Here is a 17422-nt window from a genome sequence, read left to right as displayed (position 1 = left end):
CCGGGCGTGAGCGGGGGTGGGATCAGGGAACCACTCGCGAGGTACAGCCTCAGCAAGCCTTGTGTGGTGGTCGGCTTTGACCGGTCCAAGACCTGGTTACTCGAAAATCAGAATTCCCATGGCGCACAGCCTAACAGCGCCGCAGGGCATCCGGTAGATTCAAGCAAAGGCCGGCGAGAAGGGGGACCATGTCCGCATCACAGTTCGACCAGCGGTACGACTCGATCTACCAGCGCGGCGGCGAAACGAACGGCACCGCAACGACGGGCGGCACCCCGCGGACAGCGGCGGCCCAGCCGGCGGCGGCGCGGACCGCGGCGGCCCGGCCGGCCGCGCAGCTCCCCCGGCCCGTCACCCCGCCGGATACCCGGTTGAGCCCGGCATTCCCCACGACCGCGACGCATGCGGCGCCCGCGGACCGCGGCACCGGCACCACGGCCCAAGCGACCGGCATCGCCGAAGTCATTCCGCCCGACGCCGTCGTGACGGCGGGGCCGGCAGGTGCGGCGCCGCTCCGCCGCAAGGTCAATCCGTTCCTAGCAGCGATGTGGGTGCTGGGCCTGGGGCTGGCCGGGTTCGGGGCCTGGGGCTCGCTGGCACCGCACTTCATCGAGCTGGACGCCATGCTCGGGCCCACGGGCAGCTACGGGCCGCCGTGGATTTTCATCTTCAGCTCCGTCGCGCCCACGATCCTGATCGCCGGGCTGCTCACCGTCGTCGCCACCTTGACCTTGCACGCCGTCAGCTGGATGCGCCGGCACCCCTGACCCCACCCCGCAGCCCGCAGCCCGCAGCGGTAATCCGCCGTGCGCGTGGTGGATCCTATTCGGGGCTTTCGGGCCACTCGACATGCGGCTCGTACTCCGGGTGCTTGTGCAGCCAGCCCGCAACGTACTCGCAGTACGGAACGATCTTCCTTCCGCCGGCGACCACGTCGCCCAGCGCATGGCGCACCAGCTTGCCGGCCAGGCCCTGGCCGGCAAAGTCATCGAACACCCGCGTATGGGTGAACGCCACGGTCCCGCCGTGCGCCTGAAACTCGGTGAACCCTGCCAGGGACCGGGCGGCCAGCACCTCGTAGCGCTTGAGGTCCTCGTTCAGCCGGAAAGAGAGGTTGTCAGCCATAGCCCGAGCCTGACACACGCGGGCGGCGGTGCAAACACACCGCCGCCCGCATGGGCTGCCGCAGGCTAGATCAAGCCGTCGGCCAGGTGGTTGGGCGTACCGAAGCGATGCGCGGTGATGCTGACGGCCTGCTCGTGCAGGAACGGCAGCATTTCCACCCGGCCGGCTTCGGTCACGTCGTGGGCATAGACCGCCACATCCGGCCGCCCCCCGGCGGCGTCCGCGAGCGCCTTGGCATCCCCGCCAAGAAGCCGGATCCGCCCGGCGCCGAGCCGGGGCACCCGGGCCAGCCAGTCGGCGTCGTCCTCCACCACCACGGCAAGGTCCAGCTCCGTGGCCACTGCCTGCAAGGCCGCGGGAAGCTCGACGGCGGTGGACACCGTGACCTCGGATCCCGCCCGCACGCCGGCGGCCAGCACGCGGACCAGCCTGGCCAGCGGTTCGCCGTCGGACAGCCGGACCGTGACCGGCACGGGCAGGTAGCGGAACACGTTGCGCTCGGCGGTCAGGCCGGACACGTCCGTGGCCGCGCCGAACTCCGCGGCCCAGGCGGCCGCGTCCGAGCGCAGCGAGCGTTCCAGCCCGGCGAGCTCGTCCGCGGGCAGCGCCTGGCCCGCGCGCCGGGCCCCCTCCAACAGCTTCGCGGCCGCGCCGGTGATCTCGGCGGTGGCCGTCGACGGGGCGCTCTCCCAGTCGCCGAGCCCGATCAGGTAGTTCGGTCCACCGGCCTTGGTTCCGGCCCCCACCGAGGACTTCTTCCAGCCGCCGAAGGGCTGGCGCCGGACGATGGCGCCGGTGATGCCCCGGTTCACGTAGAGGTTGCCGGCCTGGATGTTCTGCAGCCAGTAGTCCAGCTCGTCCCGGTCCAGTGAATGCAGGCCCGAGGTCAGGCCGTACTCGATGTCGTTGGTGATGGCGACAGCCTCTTCGAGCGTTTCGGCGGTCATCACCCCGAGGATCGGGCCGAAGAACTCGGTCAGGTGGTAGCGCGAGCCGCGCTTTACCCCGGTGCGCACGCCCGGGCTCCAGAGCTTGCCGGTCTCGTCCAGCTGTTCCGGCCGGATCAGCCAGCTCTCGCCGGCGCCCAGCGTGGTCAGCCCGTCCAGCAGCTTGCCTTCGGCCGGGGCGATGACCGGGCCCATCTGGGTGGCCGGATCCTGGGGATAGCCCACCTTCATCGAAGTGACCGCGTCCACCAGCTGGTTGCGGAAGCGCGGCGACGTGGCGGCGGATCCCACCAGGATCACCAGCGAGGCCGCGGAACACTTCTGCCCGGCATGGCCGAACGCGGAGTAGGCGACGTCCCTGGCGGCCAGGTCGAAGTCGGCGCTGGGCGTGACGATGATGGCGTTCTTGCCGGACGTCTCGGCCAGCAGCGGCAGGTCCGGGCGGAAGGAGCGGAACAGCTCGGCGGTCTCGTAGGCGCCGGTGAGGATCACGCGGTCCACGTCCGGGTGCGAGACCAGCTGCCGGCCCAGTTCGCGCTCGCCCAGCTGCACCAGCTGCAGCACCTCGCGCGGCACCCCGGCTTCGTCAAATGCCTCCCACAGCGCTTCCACCATCACGGCCCCGGTGCGGGCCGCCTGCTTCGCAGGCTTGATCACGACGGCGGAGCCCGCGGCCAGCGCCGCCAGCACGCCTCCGGCGGGGATCGCCGTCGGGAAGTTCCACGGCGGGGTGACCACGGTCAGCTTGGAGGGAACGAATTCGGCGCCGTCCACCGTGTCCAGCATGCGCGCCAGCTCGGCGTAGAAGTGCGCGAAGTCGGCGGCCTCGGACACCTCCGGGTCGCCCTGGTCCAGGGTCTTGCCGGCCTCGGCGGCCATGACCTCCAACAGCCGGGCGCGGTTGGAATTCAGTTTGTCCCCGGCCTTGTGCAGCACCTCGGCACGTTCGGCGCCGCTCATCGCCCCCCAGCTCTTGGACTGTTCGACGGCCGTGGCCACCACCTGCTCCAGCTGCGCTTCATCCTTGACCTCGGCGGCGGCAACGGTGTCGATGCCGAGCCTCGAGCCGGGGACGCGGGACAGGATCTCCCGGCCCCAGGCCAAGTTGGCGGGCAGCGACGGATCGGTGTCCGGGATGTTATCGAACGAGTCAACGGGCCGGGCGGGTTCGGGCCTGGTGCGGTCCTGCCGCCGGTTCGGTTCCGGGACGCCGTCGTCGAGGTTCTCGAGCGAGGCGAGGAAGCGCTGCTTCTCGCGCTCGAAGAGGTGCTCGTTCTTGCTGAGCTCGAAGACTGCTGACATGAAGTTCTCGCTGCTGGCGCCTTCTTCGAGCCGGCGGATCAGGTAGGCGATGGCCACGTCGAACTCGCCCGGGTGGACCACCGGGGTGTAGAGCAGCAGCGACCCGACGTCCTTCTTCACCGCCTCGGCCTGGCCTTGGGCCATCCCCAGCAGCATCTCGAAGTCGATGGCCCCCGCGAGGTGGCCGATGCCGCGCTGCTTGGCCAGCAGCCAGGCGAACGCGACGTCGAACAGGTTGTGCCCGGCGACGCCGATCCGCACGTTGCCGATCCGGTCCGGGTGCAGGGCGTAGTTGATCACGCGCTTGTAGTTGGTGTCCGAGTCCTGCTTGGTTCCCCAGGTGGCCAGCGGCCAGCCGTGCAGCGACGCCTCCACCTGCTCCATGGGCAGGTTGGCTCCCTTGACCACGCGCACCTTGATCGCGGCGCCGCCGCGGGCACGGCGGGCGGCGGCCCACTCCTGCAACCGGATCATGGCCTTCAGCGCGTCCGGCAGATAGGCCTGCAGCACGATGCCGGCCTCCAGCTGCTCGAACTCCGGCTTGTCCAGGATCTTGGTGAAGACCGCCATGGTCATCTCCAGGTCCTTGTACTCTTCCATGTCCAGGTTAATGAACTTGGGCTTCGGGGACCTGGCGGCCTGCCGGTACAGCGGCGTCAGGCTGTCGACGACGTGCCCCACCGCCTCGTCGAAGGCCCAGTGCGAGTGCGGTGCCACGGTAGAGGAGACCTTGATGGAAACGTAGTCGATGTCGTCGCGGGCCAGCAGGCGTTCGGTGCCTTCGAGCCTGCGTTCCGCCTCGCGGCTCCCCAGGACGGCCTCGCCCAACAGGTTGATGTTCAGCCTGACGTCTTCCCGGCGGATCCTGGCGATGGCCGGGCCCAGCTTGGCATCGGTCGCGTCCACGATCAGGTGGCCCACCATTTCGCGCAGCACCCGCCGGGCCACCGGAATGACCACGTGCGGGAGGACCGGGGCCATGGTGCCTCCCACGCGCACCGCGGCCCGCATGTACCAGGGCAGGAAGGCCGGAACCTTCGGTGCCAGTGCGGACAGGTTGCGGGCGGCAACGCTCAGGTCCTCGGGGCGGATCACGCCGTCGACGAATCCCACGGTGAAATCCAGCCCGTTCGGATCATTCAAGACGCCGGCCAGCTGGCGGGCGGAGGCGTCAGCGGGGACTTTCTCGGCCTCGGTCAGCCAGTGGCGGACCAGTTTGATGGAGTCGGCGGCGAGGTCGGCCATCTGCTCATCGGGCAGCTTAGTGGTCTGCACCGGAGCCTCCTTCAGGGCATCGTTCATGGCAGCATCTGTCCCTTCAACGAAATTGCAATGTTCCCTCAGGACCAGTATGGAACTAGACTTCGTGAAGTAAAAGCGATCTTTTCCGACCGATAATCATTGGTTTTCCTGATGAGTGGAGTTGCCGTGCTGGATGTCCGGAGACTGCGGCTGCTGCGCGAGGTCAAAGTCCGCGGCACCTTGGCGGAGGCGGCCGCCGCGCTGAGCCTGAGCCCGTCATCCGTCTCCCAGCAGCTGGCCTTGCTGGAAAAGGAAGCAGGGGTGGCGCTGCTGCGAAAGGCCGGACGCCGGGTGCAGCTCACGCCGCAGGCCGAAATCCTCGTGGGGCACACCGAGTCGCTGCTGTCCACCCTCGAGCAGGCCGAAACGGACTTGGCGGCGTCGCTGACCGCGGTAACCGGAACCGTCCGGCTGGCGGCGTTCCAATCCGCGGCGCTGGCCCTGCTGCCGGAGGCCCTCACCGCCATGCGGCAGCGGCACCCGGACGTGCGGATCGAGATGGTCCAGCGTGAACCGGAGACGGCGCTGTACGAGACGTGGGCGCGCGACTTCGACCTGGTCATCGCCGAGCAATACCCCGGCCACGCGGCGCCGCACCATGCGGAGCTGGATCGACAGAAACTGACCAGCGACGCCATCCGGCTCGCGGCACCGCCCGCCGCCGTGGCCGGAACCGCCGTCACCTCGGTCGACGACGCCCGGAGCCTGCCGTGGGTGATGGAGCCGCATGGCGCAGCTTCCCGGCATTGGGCGGAACAGGCGTGCCGCCAAGCCGGATTCGAGCCGGATGTGCGGTATGAAACGGCCGACCTGCAGGCGCAGATCCGGCTGATTGAATCCGGCAACGCGGTGGCGTTCATGCCGGACCTGGTCTGGACCGGCCGGGACACCACCTGCCTGCTGCTGGACCTGCCGGGCCTGCCGCGGCGCACGGTCTTCACCTCGGTCCGCCGCGGCTCTGCGAACCGACCGGCCATCCTGGCGTTCCGGGCAGTCCTGGAGGCAACGGCCCGGGAAATTGCGGTCTGAGGTTCGGGCCCCGGCGCCTCCCCTAGGCCACGCCCTGCGCCGCGTGCTGTTTGCGCTGGTCCAAGCTAAGGTTCCCATGCACCGTGGCGTACGCGCGCAGGCCTGCGGCAATGAGCGGCAACCCCTGTTCCGGTGCCAGGATCCTGCGGGCCGGACCGGTTATGCCGTCCAACCGGAGCTGCACGAACAGGTCCACCAGCACCGGGCCCAGGCCGGCCAGTTCGCTCCGAGGCAGGACGGCACGGTAGCCGCCGCCGTCGTGCCGGACGTCAAAGCCGAGTTCGGCGTCTGTCCCGCGGGCGCGTGCCACTAGCCGGACCGATTCGTACTCCGCCGCCGGTTCGAACACCAGCCCGAACGACACGGACTCCCCGTCAACCTGCGGCAGCACGGCCCGCGGCGCCGGTTTCAGTGCTTCCTCGGTGGCGGCCAGCCTTAGCAGGCCTTCCGCATCCCGCGCCCGGACCAGCTGCGAGCGCTGCCGGTAGGGAAATGTCAGGTGCTCCTCCAGCCGTTGCGGAATGTTTTGGTCCACGAAGGCGGCCTGCGCCGCCACCCACCGCTGCCGCGTGCCCGGGGACATCGACCGGTAGCGGCCGGGCACGTAGAGGCGAAGGAGTTTGCGCCGGTACAGGTCCAGCACCAGAAGCTCGGCATGTTCAGGGTCCGGATGGTTCTCCCTGATGATCCGCGCTATTTCGGCGACGGATCCGGTGTACCCCTCGGGGATGGCCCGCTCGGAGCTGATGTTGGTTCCGTCGTCGCGGGTGCGGATGAAGTAATAGTCGTAGTCGGCCGCGATCGCATTCCTCCGGGAGGCCAGATAGCAGCGGGTGAGCATCATGCCGTCTTCCAGCCGGACTTTGCCTTCCGGGAAGCGGATGCCGTGTGTGTCCAGCAGCTCACGCCGGATCAGCTTTTGCGGTGAGAGCGTGCCCAGGATTCTTCGCACGGGCACGTCCGGCACGGTCTCGGTGAAGAGCGAGGACTGTACGCGCCGGCCGCCGATTCCGACCATACGCGGGGCCAGCACGTCGACCTGGTGCTTGTCGGCAAAGTCGACCATCCGGCGCAGCGCTTCGGGCCCCAGCTTGTCGTCCGCATCGCAGAAGAAGACGTAGTCGGAACTGCTGGCGGCGATGCCTACGTTGCGGGGCCTTCCCGGCCAGCCGCTGTTCTGCTGGTGGATGACCCGCCAGTTCGGATGCTGCGCGGCGTACTCGTCCAGCAGCTTGCCTCCGCCGTCCGTGGAGCCGTCGTCCACGGCGATGATCTCGAAGAGCGCCGGGTCCAGGTCCTGTGCAACCAGCGATTCCAGCAGTTCCCTCAGGTAGGGCAACGCGTTGAACACCGGGATCACCACGGCCACCCGCGCGGTCTGCGCGCTGTCCGTCGGCCCGGAGTCGCTCTCGCGCACGCGAAACTGCCCGGCGCGCGCGGCGATCCTTTTCAGCTTGCGCCGTGCGCCTGCCAGTTTGTCCTTGATAGCCACTCGGTCCCCTTTGATCGGCAGCAGTTAAGGCATTCTGCCACTGCGATCGGCCGGAAGGTCCGCGAAAGCGGAATCGTGACGGAGTTTCCGCAGCAAAGGGCCGCGCGGGGCACGAACTGCTCTCAGCTCTTGAGCACCAAGAGCGCGACCTGCTGTCCGCTGACCACGAGGACGCCCAGGACAGCCATCACAACGGCGGATTTGTTCCAACTGGTGACGACTGCAGGTCCCAGTGACGGTTCGGACTTCAGGAGGCTGGACCTTGATCTTGTCCACACGCGGACGAGCGGATGCTGCTCCAGCCCCTGCCGTTGGCCGGAGGAGGCAGTTCGGTCCCAAGGGGTGATCGTGGCCGGTCCCACTGACGCACTGTGCTCGTTGCCGGCGGCCCGTGCATTCTGGGGAAAGGGCGCACCCCAGCTTGTGTAGGTCCTGGCCCCGGTCCTGATCCTCACGGCACTGCCTACGCTGACGTCATCAACGACGGCAAAGGGAATGGCATGGGACCGAAAGCTATTGGTGATGAGAACGGACTCGTCATCGTAGGCAAGGCGAGGAAGCCACAGGAAGATGTAGGCGAACGAGGCCGCCAGCAAGGGCCACACCATCCACCGCAGGAAGGACTCTTCCTGCGACTGGGCGAAGAGCAACACGAGCGCCGCCGCGGCGGAGACCCAGATCAGGATTGCTGTCCACGTGCCCGACTTTTCCTTGAGCACGGTCCCCTTTGGCTCGGTCCGTGAATTTGTTGCCACCGGTCTGCCCCGTCCCCTTTGACTGCTGCCGTTACTGCATTCTGCAGCGCACCTGCGCCTGCTGCAACTATTAACCAAAAAGCCGGCAGCACCTCGTACAAAGCCGGTGTGCCAGGATTCCCCGGCATCGCCTCGGGCCCTTCGGCCGGCCTCCGGGCTCCTATATCGCTTCCTCCCGCATCCCCCACGGCGAACCGTAGCCCTCGGGGGCGGGCGCCGACATCAGGTCCAGGAACGGCTTGGCGTCGAAGGCTTCCGGGCCCAGGACGCCGGCTCCGCTCCACACCCCCGAGGCCAGGAGTTCCAGGGCGATGACCGGGTTCAGGGCCGTCTGCCACACCACGCACTGGCTGCCGTATTCGGCCATGGTGTCGGCGTTGTCGGCGACATGGTAGAGGTAGGTCCGCCGCGGGGCCCCGTCCTTGTCCTTGCCTGTCACCAGGACCCCAGCGCATGTTTTGCCCGTGATCCTGGGCCCGAGCGTGGCCGGATCCGGCAGGCAGGCGGCCACGACGTCGCGGGGACTGACCGACGTTCCCTTGACGTTGACCGGTGTGGTGGAATCGAGGCCGAGCTTGTGCAGGACCTTGAGCACCTCGATGAATTCATCGCCCAGCCCGTACTTGAAATTGACCTTCCCGGCGTCCAGCCACCGGGGCATCAGCAGGACTTCCTCGTGTTCGACGTTGACGCACTCCACGGGGCCGATGCCTTCGGGAAAGTCGAAGACTTCGGGGTCGCTGAAGGGCTCTGTGGTGCTCCAACCGCTGTCGGCGGAATAAATTACCGGCGGGTTGAGGCATTCCTCGATGGTGGTCCAGATGGAGAAGGACGGCGCGAAATCGTAGCCTTCGACCTTCAGGTTGGCGCCGTCGCGGACGCCGATTTCGTCGATGACGGAGAAGAGGTGGTCCCGGGCGTACCGGGCCAGGACGTCGGAGAGTCCCGGTTCCACGCCGATCCCGACCAGAGCCAGCCGTCCGGCTTCCTCCCACTCAGCGGCGCGGCCGAACTGCTGGTCCCCCAGCTTGATGCCGGTGAGCTCGTAGGGTCGTTCCGGGTGCGGCGTGGACAGCGACATGGCCATGTCCAGATAGGTGGCTCCGGCGTCCGCGGCACCTTCGAAGACCGGCATGACGAAACGGGGGTCAACGGCGTTGAGCACGTGGGTAATGCCGTGGTCCCTGATGGCACCGGCAACGGCCTCCCTGCTTGACGCGTCCAGGGCAATCGCGCTGAACCGTCCGCGCCGGCCCTGCGGCAGTGCCTCGACTACGGCTCGGGCCCGTGCCGGGTCGTAGTCGGCCAGGACGAAGGCGTCAAAGAATTCCCGCCGGGCGGCAATGCCTGCGGCGGCGCCACCCACTCCGCCTGCTCCAATACACAGAATCCGCATCATGCTCTCTTGGGGTTGTCGTGGCTGTCGCTGCCGGCAGGCCCGGGACTCAGGCGGAACCAGCTGGTCGCCGTCACCTCGGTGGGCGCGCCGGGGGACGCGAGCAGGGTGCTGGTCGCCGGGTCGATGCCCACGGTTGCCAGGGTCGCCCAGCGGGATCCCAGGCCGGCACCGGGATCCGGCACGCAGCACAGTTCGGCCCCGTCACCGGGAACGGAGCACAGGTAGGGCACGAGATCCTGCGGCTGACGGGGCTGGAACGCTGCGCTGACCCGCCTGTCCAGCAAGTCGATCCGCTGCTGGGAGTCCGGCTGGTACAGCTCGGTCTTCTCCCCTGTCGCCAGCCGTGGAGCCAGGAAATGGTTGGTGTGCAGCAGATGGCCGCCGGTCGGCTTGATCACCTCGGCGCCCTCGGGGCTGAGCTCGACGATTGCTGTGCCGGCCCTGGTAACCACGGTGATGGCGCTGGAGGTCTGCACCGGCGCGTCGAGGAGTATGTCCACCGCCTCGTCCAGCGAAGCCGCCCGGTGCAGCACCTGGGTGGCCGCGATGTGGACGGGCACCGCCCCCGGACGGTCCTGCCTGTGACCCAGCACGTTGAGGTGTACGCCTACGCCGGCGTCGTTCAGCCCGATCTTGGCGAGGATTCCGTACTCGGTCAGTCCCACGAACCGGCCCTGACCGGTGTCAACCGACTGCAGGTGCCAGGCGCCGGCGAGTTCTTCGTGCCAGTCCCAGGTCTGCAGGGAGAAGGGCCGGACTCCGGCGCTGACGACGGTAGAACACTCCCCCGGCCGGGCGAGTTCCGAGAGGGAGAGGATCTCGGTCCGGGCATTGAGGGCGCTGACCTGCCAGACGGGCAGGCCCGCTCCCTCCGCGGTGCCGCGGATCTCGGCCGCCAAGTGCGTCGCCCAGGCTTCGATGGCGGCCAGGCTGCGGGTGGCTTCCCGCTCCACGATGGTTTCGCTGATGCCGTGGGCCTGGAACAACCGGCGGTAGACGTCCCAGCAGCCGGCGATGCCGCTGCGTCCTTCGGTGCCGCGCTGCACGCCCAGCTGGCGGGGGTCCCCGCCCTGAAGCGTCAGCACCTGCGGGATGGTGCCTGCGGGGTCAGTCAATGTCGTGCTCCTCATCCAATGTCTCGCTGTCGCGGCGCCGCGGCTTCCAGCCGGGCCGCGGCGCGCTGTCGATCAACCGCCGGGTGTACGGGTGTGCCGGGCTGTCGAGGATCTGGTCGGCGGTGCCGGCTTCGACGATGACCCCGCGGCGCATCACCACGATGGAGTGGGCTATCTGGCGCGCCACCGCCAGATCATGCGTGATGAACAGATAGGTCAGCTGCTTTTCCCTCCGCAGCTGTTCGAGCATCCGAAGGATTTGCGCCTGGACGGTGACGTCCAGCGCGGAGACGGCCTCGTCGAGCACGATGACCCCCGGCGATGCCGCCAGCGCCCGCGCTATCGCCACTCGCTGCTTCTGCCCGCCGGAGAGTTCGTCCGGCAGCGCGGACATGTGGGTTTCGGTCAGTCCGACTTCCAGGAACAACTCGCGGCAGCGCCTGCGTCGTGCCGCCGAGTCCAAGGAGGTGTGGGCCTTCAGCACCTCGGCCACTGCCTCGGAGACCGGCAGCCGGCGGTTCAACGACCCCTGCGGGTCCTGGAAGACCATCTGGATGTCCTTTGACCGTTCCCGCCGGATTCGGCGGCTGGTCCGCGGGTTGACCGGTTTGCCGTTGAGGAAGACGGACCCGCTGTCCGGGGTTTCCAGCCCCACGAGCATCCTGGCCAAGGTGCTCTTTCCCGAACCGGATTCCCCCACCACGGCCAGGCAGTGTCCGCGCTCGATGGCCAGGGACGCGTCCTTGACGGCGTGGACGTGCGTGCGGTTGCGGCCGGAACCAACGGTGAACTTCTTGTTCAGGTTGCTGATGACGACGGCGGGGGCCGTGGTCTGCGTCTGCACGCCGGTCATCGCTTCGCCTCTCGGGATGCCTCGCGGCTTGGTGGACCGGGAACGCTGGCCTCCGGGCGTGGACCGGCCTGGGGCTGGGGGTCGGCGCCTGGCCCGGCGTCGATGCGGTGATCCAGGCTGGGCTTGGCCGCGACCAGCTTCCGGGTGTATTCGTGTTCGGGCCGGTTCAGCACCCGGTCCGCAGGGCCGGATTCGACGATCCGGCCTCCCGACATGACGGCGATCCGGTCGCACGCCGCCGCGGCCAGGTCCAGGTCGTGGGTCACGAAGATCATCGCCATGCCGGCCTCGGTCCGCGCCTCGTCCAGGATGGCCATGACGTCGGACTGCGTCGTGACATCGAGGGCCGTGGTCGGTTCGTCCGCCAGCAGGAGTTCGGTGCCCCTGGCCACCGCGCCGGCAATGACCACCCGCTGGAGCATGCCGCCGGAGAGCTGGTGGGGGTAGGAACGCAGGCAGCGGGCGACGTTGTGGATGCCCACCTGCTCGAGCACTTCCCCGGAAAGCCGCAGGGCCTCTTGGGCGGTCACTGCAGGCCTGGCGGCTTGGATGCCTTCCACCAGAAATTTGCTGACCGGCAGCACCGGATTCAGGGCAGCCTGCGGATTCTGGGAGATCATTGAGACGGCACCGGCCCGGAAGGCGCGGAGCCGCTCGCCAGAGTACGCCAGGGTGTCCTCCCCCTTGTAGAGGACGCTGCCGGTAATGTCCGTCCGTGCCGGCAGGGTCTGGAGGATCGTCCGCATGGTCATGGATTTTCCGGAGCCGGACTCCCCCACCAGGCCGACGGACTCGCCCTTCTCCACCATGATGTTGATCTCGGACAGCAGGGTCGCCTGACGATGCTCCGGCCCGATCTTCACGGTGACGTTCGACAGTTCGAGCATTAGATCCTCCCTGCTGCCCGGCGCCCGCCGAGCTTTTCGCCCAGGAACCCCAGCGCGGCAACGGTCAGCACAATGAGCAGGCCGGCGTAAAGGCTCTCTTGCGGGTAGCCGGCCAGAAGTGAGGACTGGCCGGAGGAAACCATGAGCCCCCAGTCCGCGTCGGGCGGTTGCACACCAAAGCCGAGGTAGGACAGGGCGGCGAGGTCGATCATGCCGTAGCCGAAGTTGATGCTCATTCCCGTCATGACCTGCTGTTTCACGTTCGGCAGCAGATGCCGCACGGTGATGGAAAAGCCAGAGATACCCTGCAACTCCGCGGATTTCACATAAGGCAGATTCCGCTCGCGCAGGGCCACGCTGCGGATCACCCGTGCGGTATACGGGGTGAAGCCGATCGCCAGGGCAATCACGGCGGTCTCCACCTTCGTGCCGAACATTGCCACCGCCAGCACGGCCAGCAGCAGGTTCGGAAACGCGAACAGGAAATCCAGGACCCTGCTGATGAGGTTGTCCACCCAGCCGCCGAACCAGACGGCGACCAGGGCGAGGGTTCCGCCCATCACGGCGGTGAGCACGGCGACGGCGAGGGCGGCGAGAATGCTGGAGCGGGCGCCGGTGGCGAGCCGGGAGAACAGATCCCGTCCGGCCTGGTCCGTTCCGAGCCAATGTTCGGCTCCGGGAGGAAGATAGCGCTCCACGACGTTGCCGGCTGTCGGATCGAACGGTGTGAGGGCCGGCCCGATCAGGGCGAACAGTCCAATCAGCACTACCCAGCCCAGACAGACGGCCGTCAGGACATCAGGCTTCGACCGGGTCTTCCGTGACGGGCTCGGCTTAAGTGCTCCGGGGCGTCCGGTTTCTTCCAGCGTGCTCATGACGCCGCCCCCAAACGCACTCTTGGATCGATCACGACATAGAGCAGGTCGACGGCCAGGTTGATGAGGCCGAAGGCAACGACCATGATCAACGACACTGCCTGCACCACCGCGAAGTCCTTCTGCTGGACGGCTGCCACCAGCAGTGCGCCGATGCCGTCGAGTGTGAACGCGTACTCGACCACGAAGGCGCCGGCCAGCAAGGCCGCGACGTGGACGCCGGAAACCGTGGATACGGGAAGCATCGAATTGCGCAGGACGTGGCGCCGTATGACGATCCGTTCCAGCACTCCCCGGGATCGGGCCGTCTGGGCGTGCTCGGACTCGCGCTCTTCCTTGACCGCGGTGCGGGTAATGCGCGCCACCACCGCCAGCGAGGGCAACGCCAACGCCAACGCCGGCAGGGTCAGGTGATGGAGCCTGCCGGCCAGGCCCTCGCCGGAGCCGAAGACCGGAAACCAGCCGAGCATGACCCCGAAGACGCTCATCAGCAGCAAGGCCGCGAAGAATGTCGGTACGGCAAAGCCGAGGTTCGACCCGAAAAGCACCACGTTCTCCAGCCAGCCCGGCCGAAGCCCGGCAAGGCAACCGAGTCCGATACCGCCGATCACGATGATCAGCGCGGCGTAGAGGGTGAGGGACAGGGTGGTGGGCAAACGGCCCGCAATGAGGTCGGCGACTTCCTGACGGTTGGCCAGCGACTGGCCGAAGTCTCCCTGGATGACACCCCACAGCCAGTTGATGTAGCGGACCAGAAAGGGGTCGTCCAGGGAGTACTGCGCCCTGATGGACGCCAGTACCTCCGGCGTTACGGTCCGGCCTTGCACCAGGAACTGCTCGGGGCTTCCTGGTGCAAGGTACAGTCCGCCAAAGACCGCGAAGCTGGAGGCCAACAGGATCGTTCCCAGTGCCAAAAGCCTTTTGACGATATAGATCATGACGGCTTTCTGTTACTCCGCGGCGCCCAGGTCCGCACCCCACGGGTAGTAGAGGTAGACGAAGGACGCCGGCACGCCGGTCACCCGCTCGTTTAGGAAGAGCCGTCCTGCCGGATCGACGATGGGCAGCCAGGGCAGGTCGGCCATGGCCAGCGCCTCGATTTCGGCCACCTTCGCGGCACGCTCCGCGTCGTCGGTCAGAACCTCTGCCTCGGCGATGAGTTTTTCAATCTCCGGGTTGCTGTAGTCGGAGAAGTTCTGCGACCCGCCTTCCTTCACGATGGTGCGCAGGAACACCAGCGGATCCGGAACGTCCATGTAATTGGTGGTGACGAAGGCGCCATGCCCGGCACGGGCCTCGGGGTCCGAGAAGAAGGCGCCGAATTGTGCGCTCGGCACGCCCTGGGGCTTGACCGTCAGCCCGATTTCCTGACCGGCGCGCGCCAGTTCGGAAATGATGTCCGCGTAGAACGACCGTTCGCTCGGGTAGACGATGGTGATCGGCTTGCTCAGATCAGCTTCTGCCTCCGCGAGGATTTTCTTCGCTTCCTCGACGTTCGCTTCAACCGGCGGCAGTTCTTCGCGCGCTGCGCTGAAGACGTCGTCGCCGTAAGACCAGCCGCCGTCGGGAATCAGGGACCGGGCGGGCATCGCCGTTCCCTCGTACACCGTCTCCGCCAGCGCCGTTGTGTTCGCGGCGGTCCACAGTGCCTTGCGCACAGCAGGATCGCCCAGCGGGCCGTCGCCGGTAGCGATGATGGCCGAAAGCTGCAGGGACTTGCCGAGGATCAGCTCGCCGTTGGTCGCCGACTGAAGTTGCGGCACCGCGCTGAGCGGGACGTCGTAGGACCCGTCCACGGCCCCGGATGCGAGCGCGTTGGTGATGGCCGCGGGGTCCACGATGAACTGGATGTCGAGGTTTTGCACCTTCGGCATGCGGTTGCTGTTCCAGTAGGCATCGTTCTTGGCCAGGGAGATGCTCTGGCCGCTGTCCCACTGATCAACCGAGAAGGGTCCCGTACACATGACGCCCTCCTGCGGGGTGCCATACGCTTCGCCGGCCTCTTTGCGCTGCGCCTCCTGCACGATGACGCCCAGCGGAGTGGCCATGTAGGAGTTGAACGTGACGTCCGGAGAGCTCAGGCTCACGGTCACTTCGTACTCACCCGTGGCCTTGATCGATTCCACGTTGCCGCTGACCGCGTCGCTGGCCCAGTAGCTGCCCTCGTCAGGGTCCAGGTGCCGGTTCAAGCTGAAGACCACGTCCTGGGCCGTCATCGGCGTGCCGTCCCAGAAGGTCACGTCATCCCGCAGCTGGTAGATGTAGGTCTTGCCGTCGACGTTCTCGAAGGATTCGGCAAGGTTGGGTGCAATCGTGTAGTCCGGTTCCATCACCATCAGGCCTTCGCACAGGTTGGCCACGACGGTGTTTTCCGGGTAGTTGAAGGCCTTGATCGGATCCAGTGACGCCGGTTCGCCGAACGGCAGGTTCCAGGTGACGGTATCCAGTTCGCCCGCCGCCGGTTCGGTGGTGGTCTGCAGTTCCCCCAGGCCGCCGCCTGCCTCCGCATCCGGGGCGGCCGCTCCGCCCCCGCCGTTGCTGCATGCGGTCAGCAGCATCGCGAGGGCCACCGACGTGGCCAGCGTGACTTTCTTCATCCTGCAATCCCCTTTGCTTCACAGTGTGTGGTTCCGATGGGACGCTTGCTCTGCGTATTCCAGTAAGCTACGGGGACAAAACCTTTTATATAACGTTTTAGCTGTTCTGTTATCCAACCGTTATGACCTGAATCACGGAGGGTGGACGATGCGCCGGCGAGTCACGATCCACGATGTGGCCCGGGAAGCCGGCGTGTCCATCACCGCTGTCTCACACAGCCTGAACAACAAGGGCACACTGTCGGCCGAAACCCGCGAGCGCGTGCGGCAGACGGCAGAAAGGCTGGGGTACCAGCCCGATCCGATGGCGCGGGGACTGCGCAACAGCCCGATCGGGGTCGTTGGCCTGATGCTCCGGCCCCTGGATTCGCTCGGGACGTATCGCCCGCACGGCGTGGACTACTTCACCAGGCTCTCCGGCGCCGTCGCCGTGGAGTGCCTGGAGCGCGGGCTGAGCGTCATGCTCGTCCGAGACCTGACGCGGCTGCCGCGCTCCCCGCTCGCCTTGTCGCTGGACGGCTACATCATTGACGATCCGCTCGAGGAGGATCCGGTCATCGACCTGTTACTGGGGCTGGCCGCTCCTTTCGTCACCATTGGGCGCGATCCTGCACGGCCCGACTTTCTCGATTGGGTCGGTTCCCACGACTCGGGAGAAACGGAGGCAGTGCTGTCCAGGTTCCACCGATCGGGGGCACGGTCCATCTGCCTCATCACCGGCATGGACCGCAACGCCTGGAACCTCGACTCCGCGGCGGCCTACGGCAGCTGGACAGCGCGTCACGGCATGAGGCCACGCATCGCCAGCCGGCCGGAGTCCGACGGCGTCGAGGGCGGCAGGGCCGCCATGCGGGAACTGCTGGACGCAGGCGAGGACATGCCGGACGCGGTCTACTGCCTGACCGGGCGGCATGCGCGCGGCGCCCTGGAGGAACTGGCGGCGCGGGGCATCGCTGTGCCCGGGCGGGTCCAGCTGATCGCCGGTTCGGATTCAGAACAGTCGCGCAACAGCAGCCCGTCGATCAGCGCCATCGACCTGGAACCGGAGCTCATCGCGGCGGCCGCGGTCAGCCACCTGTGCCGGAAGATGCTCGGGGAGTCCGGCATTCCGGCAAAGCTTTCCGCCCGGTTGATCCTGCGCGAGAGCACGCTCGACTCCGGCAGCGATAAGACGTGACGCTGGCCCGCCTTCCGCAGGATTATTGCAGAAGGCGGGCCAGCGCCGTCGTTGTCTGCCGTTTAATTCAATGAGGGCATTCCGGTGCTACCGGCCGGCCGGGGCGAATTCTCCGGGCGCGGGAACCGCAGTCAGTGAGCCGGCTCGGCCTCAATGAGCGGGTACACGCCGTTCTCGTCGTGGACTTCGCGGCCGGTGACCGGCGGGTTGAACACGCAGGCCATGCGCAGTTCGGTGGTGGCACGGACGGTGTGCTTCTCGTGCCCGTCCAGCAGGTACATGGTTCCGTCGCGCAGTTCGTGGACTTCGCCGGTGACCTCGTTGGTCAGCGTTCCCTCGCCCTGGACGCAGTAGACGGCCTCGATGTGGTTGGCGTAGTGGAACGTGGAGGTGGTGCCCGCGTAGATCACCGTGTCGTGGAACGAAAAGCCCACGCCTTCTCCCGCCAGCACCATGCGCCGGCTCCGCCAGGTCTCGGACTTCACGTCGCGGTCGGTGTCGTTCAGGTCGTTCAGGTTGGTAACAAGCATCGGTACTCCTTGGGTAGGTCGTCAGGAAGTTGCGTTT

Annotated in this window: 15 protein-coding genes; 3 read left to right on the top strand and 12 right to left on the bottom strand. The window is 67.3% G+C overall.

Annotated elements, in window-relative coordinates; all coding sequences use genetic code 11:
• The first annotated feature begins 188 nt into the window (after positions 1 to 188).
• Positions 189 to 767 carry a hypothetical protein gene (locus AC5RVZ_RS09500; protein WP_494065472.1) on the top strand — a complete coding sequence of 193 codons (579 nt, stop codon included), beginning with the start codon at positions 189 to 191 and terminating at the stop codon, positions 765 to 767.
• A 55-nt stretch (positions 768 to 822) separates the two neighbouring features.
• Here AC5RVZ_RS09500 and AC5RVZ_RS09495 read toward each other — a convergent pair whose 3' ends face one another.
• Together AC5RVZ_RS09495 and AC5RVZ_RS09490 are read right to left on the bottom strand one after the other, a co-directional pair.
• Complete coding sequence (locus AC5RVZ_RS09495) at positions 823 to 1125, bottom strand: GNAT family N-acetyltransferase (protein WP_494065471.1); 303 nt, start codon at positions 1123 to 1125, stop codon at positions 823 to 825.
• Positions 1126 to 1190: 65 nt separating this feature from the next.
• Complete coding sequence (locus AC5RVZ_RS09490; protein ID WP_494065525.1) at positions 1191 to 4619, bottom strand: bifunctional proline dehydrogenase/L-glutamate gamma-semialdehyde dehydrogenase; 3429 nt, start codon at positions 4617 to 4619, stop codon at positions 1191 to 1193.
• Between the two features lie 183 nt (positions 4620 to 4802).
• On the opposite strand from AC5RVZ_RS09490, the gene AC5RVZ_RS09485 reads away from it, so the two are divergent.
• A complete protein-coding gene (locus AC5RVZ_RS09485; RefSeq protein WP_494065524.1) occupies positions 4803 to 5705 on the top strand; it encodes a LysR family transcriptional regulator in 903 nt (300 codons plus the stop codon).
• A gap of 22 nt (positions 5706 to 5727) precedes the next feature.
• On the opposite strand, the gene AC5RVZ_RS09480 is transcribed toward AC5RVZ_RS09485, so the two are convergent.
• The 9 genes from AC5RVZ_RS09480 to AC5RVZ_RS09440 form a co-directional block, all read right to left on the bottom strand.
• A complete protein-coding gene (locus AC5RVZ_RS09480; protein ID WP_494065470.1) occupies positions 5728 to 7197 on the bottom strand; it encodes a glycosyltransferase family 2 protein in 1470 nt (489 codons plus the stop codon).
• 122 nt (positions 7198 to 7319) lie between these two features.
• Positions 7320 to 7916 (bottom strand): hypothetical protein, encoded by a 597-nt coding sequence (locus tag AC5RVZ_RS09475; protein WP_494065469.1) that lies wholly within the window; start codon positions 7914 to 7916, stop codon positions 7320 to 7322.
• Positions 7917 to 8112: 196 nt separating this feature from the next.
• Entirely contained in the window at positions 8113 to 9348 is a 1236-nt protein-coding gene (locus tag AC5RVZ_RS09470) for a saccharopine dehydrogenase family protein (RefSeq protein ID WP_494065523.1), read from the bottom strand.
• A complete protein-coding gene (locus AC5RVZ_RS09465; RefSeq protein ID WP_494065468.1) occupies positions 9348 to 10466 on the bottom strand; it encodes a C45 family autoproteolytic acyltransferase/hydrolase in 1119 nt (372 codons plus the stop codon). Before AC5RVZ_RS09465 ends, AC5RVZ_RS09470 begins: the two co-directional genes overlap by 1 nt.
• Positions 10459 to 11319, bottom strand: coding sequence for an ABC transporter ATP-binding protein (locus AC5RVZ_RS09460; protein ID WP_494065467.1), 861 nt, complete (start codon positions 11317 to 11319; stop codon positions 10459 to 10461). Before AC5RVZ_RS09460 ends, AC5RVZ_RS09465 begins: the two co-directional genes overlap by 8 nt.
• On the bottom strand, positions 11316 to 12206 hold the full coding sequence (locus AC5RVZ_RS09455) for an ABC transporter ATP-binding protein (protein WP_494065466.1): 891 nt from the start codon (positions 12204 to 12206) through the stop codon (positions 11316 to 11318). Before AC5RVZ_RS09455 ends, AC5RVZ_RS09460 begins: the two co-directional genes overlap by 4 nt.
• Positions 12206 to 13081 carry an ABC transporter permease gene (locus tag AC5RVZ_RS09450; protein WP_494065465.1) on the bottom strand — a complete coding sequence of 292 codons (876 nt, stop codon included), beginning with the start codon at positions 13079 to 13081 and terminating at the stop codon, positions 12206 to 12208. Before AC5RVZ_RS09450 ends, AC5RVZ_RS09455 begins: the two co-directional genes overlap by 1 nt.
• On the bottom strand, positions 13078 to 14019 hold the full coding sequence (locus AC5RVZ_RS09445) for an ABC transporter permease (protein ID WP_494065464.1): 942 nt from the start codon (positions 14017 to 14019) through the stop codon (positions 13078 to 13080). Before AC5RVZ_RS09445 ends, AC5RVZ_RS09450 begins: the two co-directional genes overlap by 4 nt.
• Positions 14020 to 14031: 12 nt before the next feature.
• A complete protein-coding gene (locus tag AC5RVZ_RS09440) occupies positions 14032 to 15678 on the bottom strand; it encodes an ABC transporter substrate-binding protein (protein WP_494065463.1) in 1647 nt (548 codons plus the stop codon).
• Positions 15679 to 15826: 148 nt separating this feature from the next.
• Here AC5RVZ_RS09440 and AC5RVZ_RS09435 point away from each other — a divergent pair, with 148 nt between their 5' ends.
• On the top strand, positions 15827 to 16855 hold the full coding sequence (locus tag AC5RVZ_RS09435) for a LacI family DNA-binding transcriptional regulator (protein WP_494065462.1): 1029 nt from the start codon (positions 15827 to 15829) through the stop codon (positions 16853 to 16855).
• Between the two features lie 131 nt (positions 16856 to 16986).
• Here the strand turns inward: AC5RVZ_RS09435 and AC5RVZ_RS09430 are convergent, their stop codons facing one another.
• On the bottom strand, positions 16987 to 17385 hold the full coding sequence (locus AC5RVZ_RS09430) for an ectoine synthase (protein WP_494065461.1): 399 nt from the start codon (positions 17383 to 17385) through the stop codon (positions 16987 to 16989).
• Between the last annotated feature and the right edge of the window lie 37 nt (positions 17386 to 17422).

This window comes from Arthrobacter sp. Cza30 (genome assembly GCF_059090765.1).
This window is presented reverse-complemented; position numbering and strand designations above follow the sequence as displayed.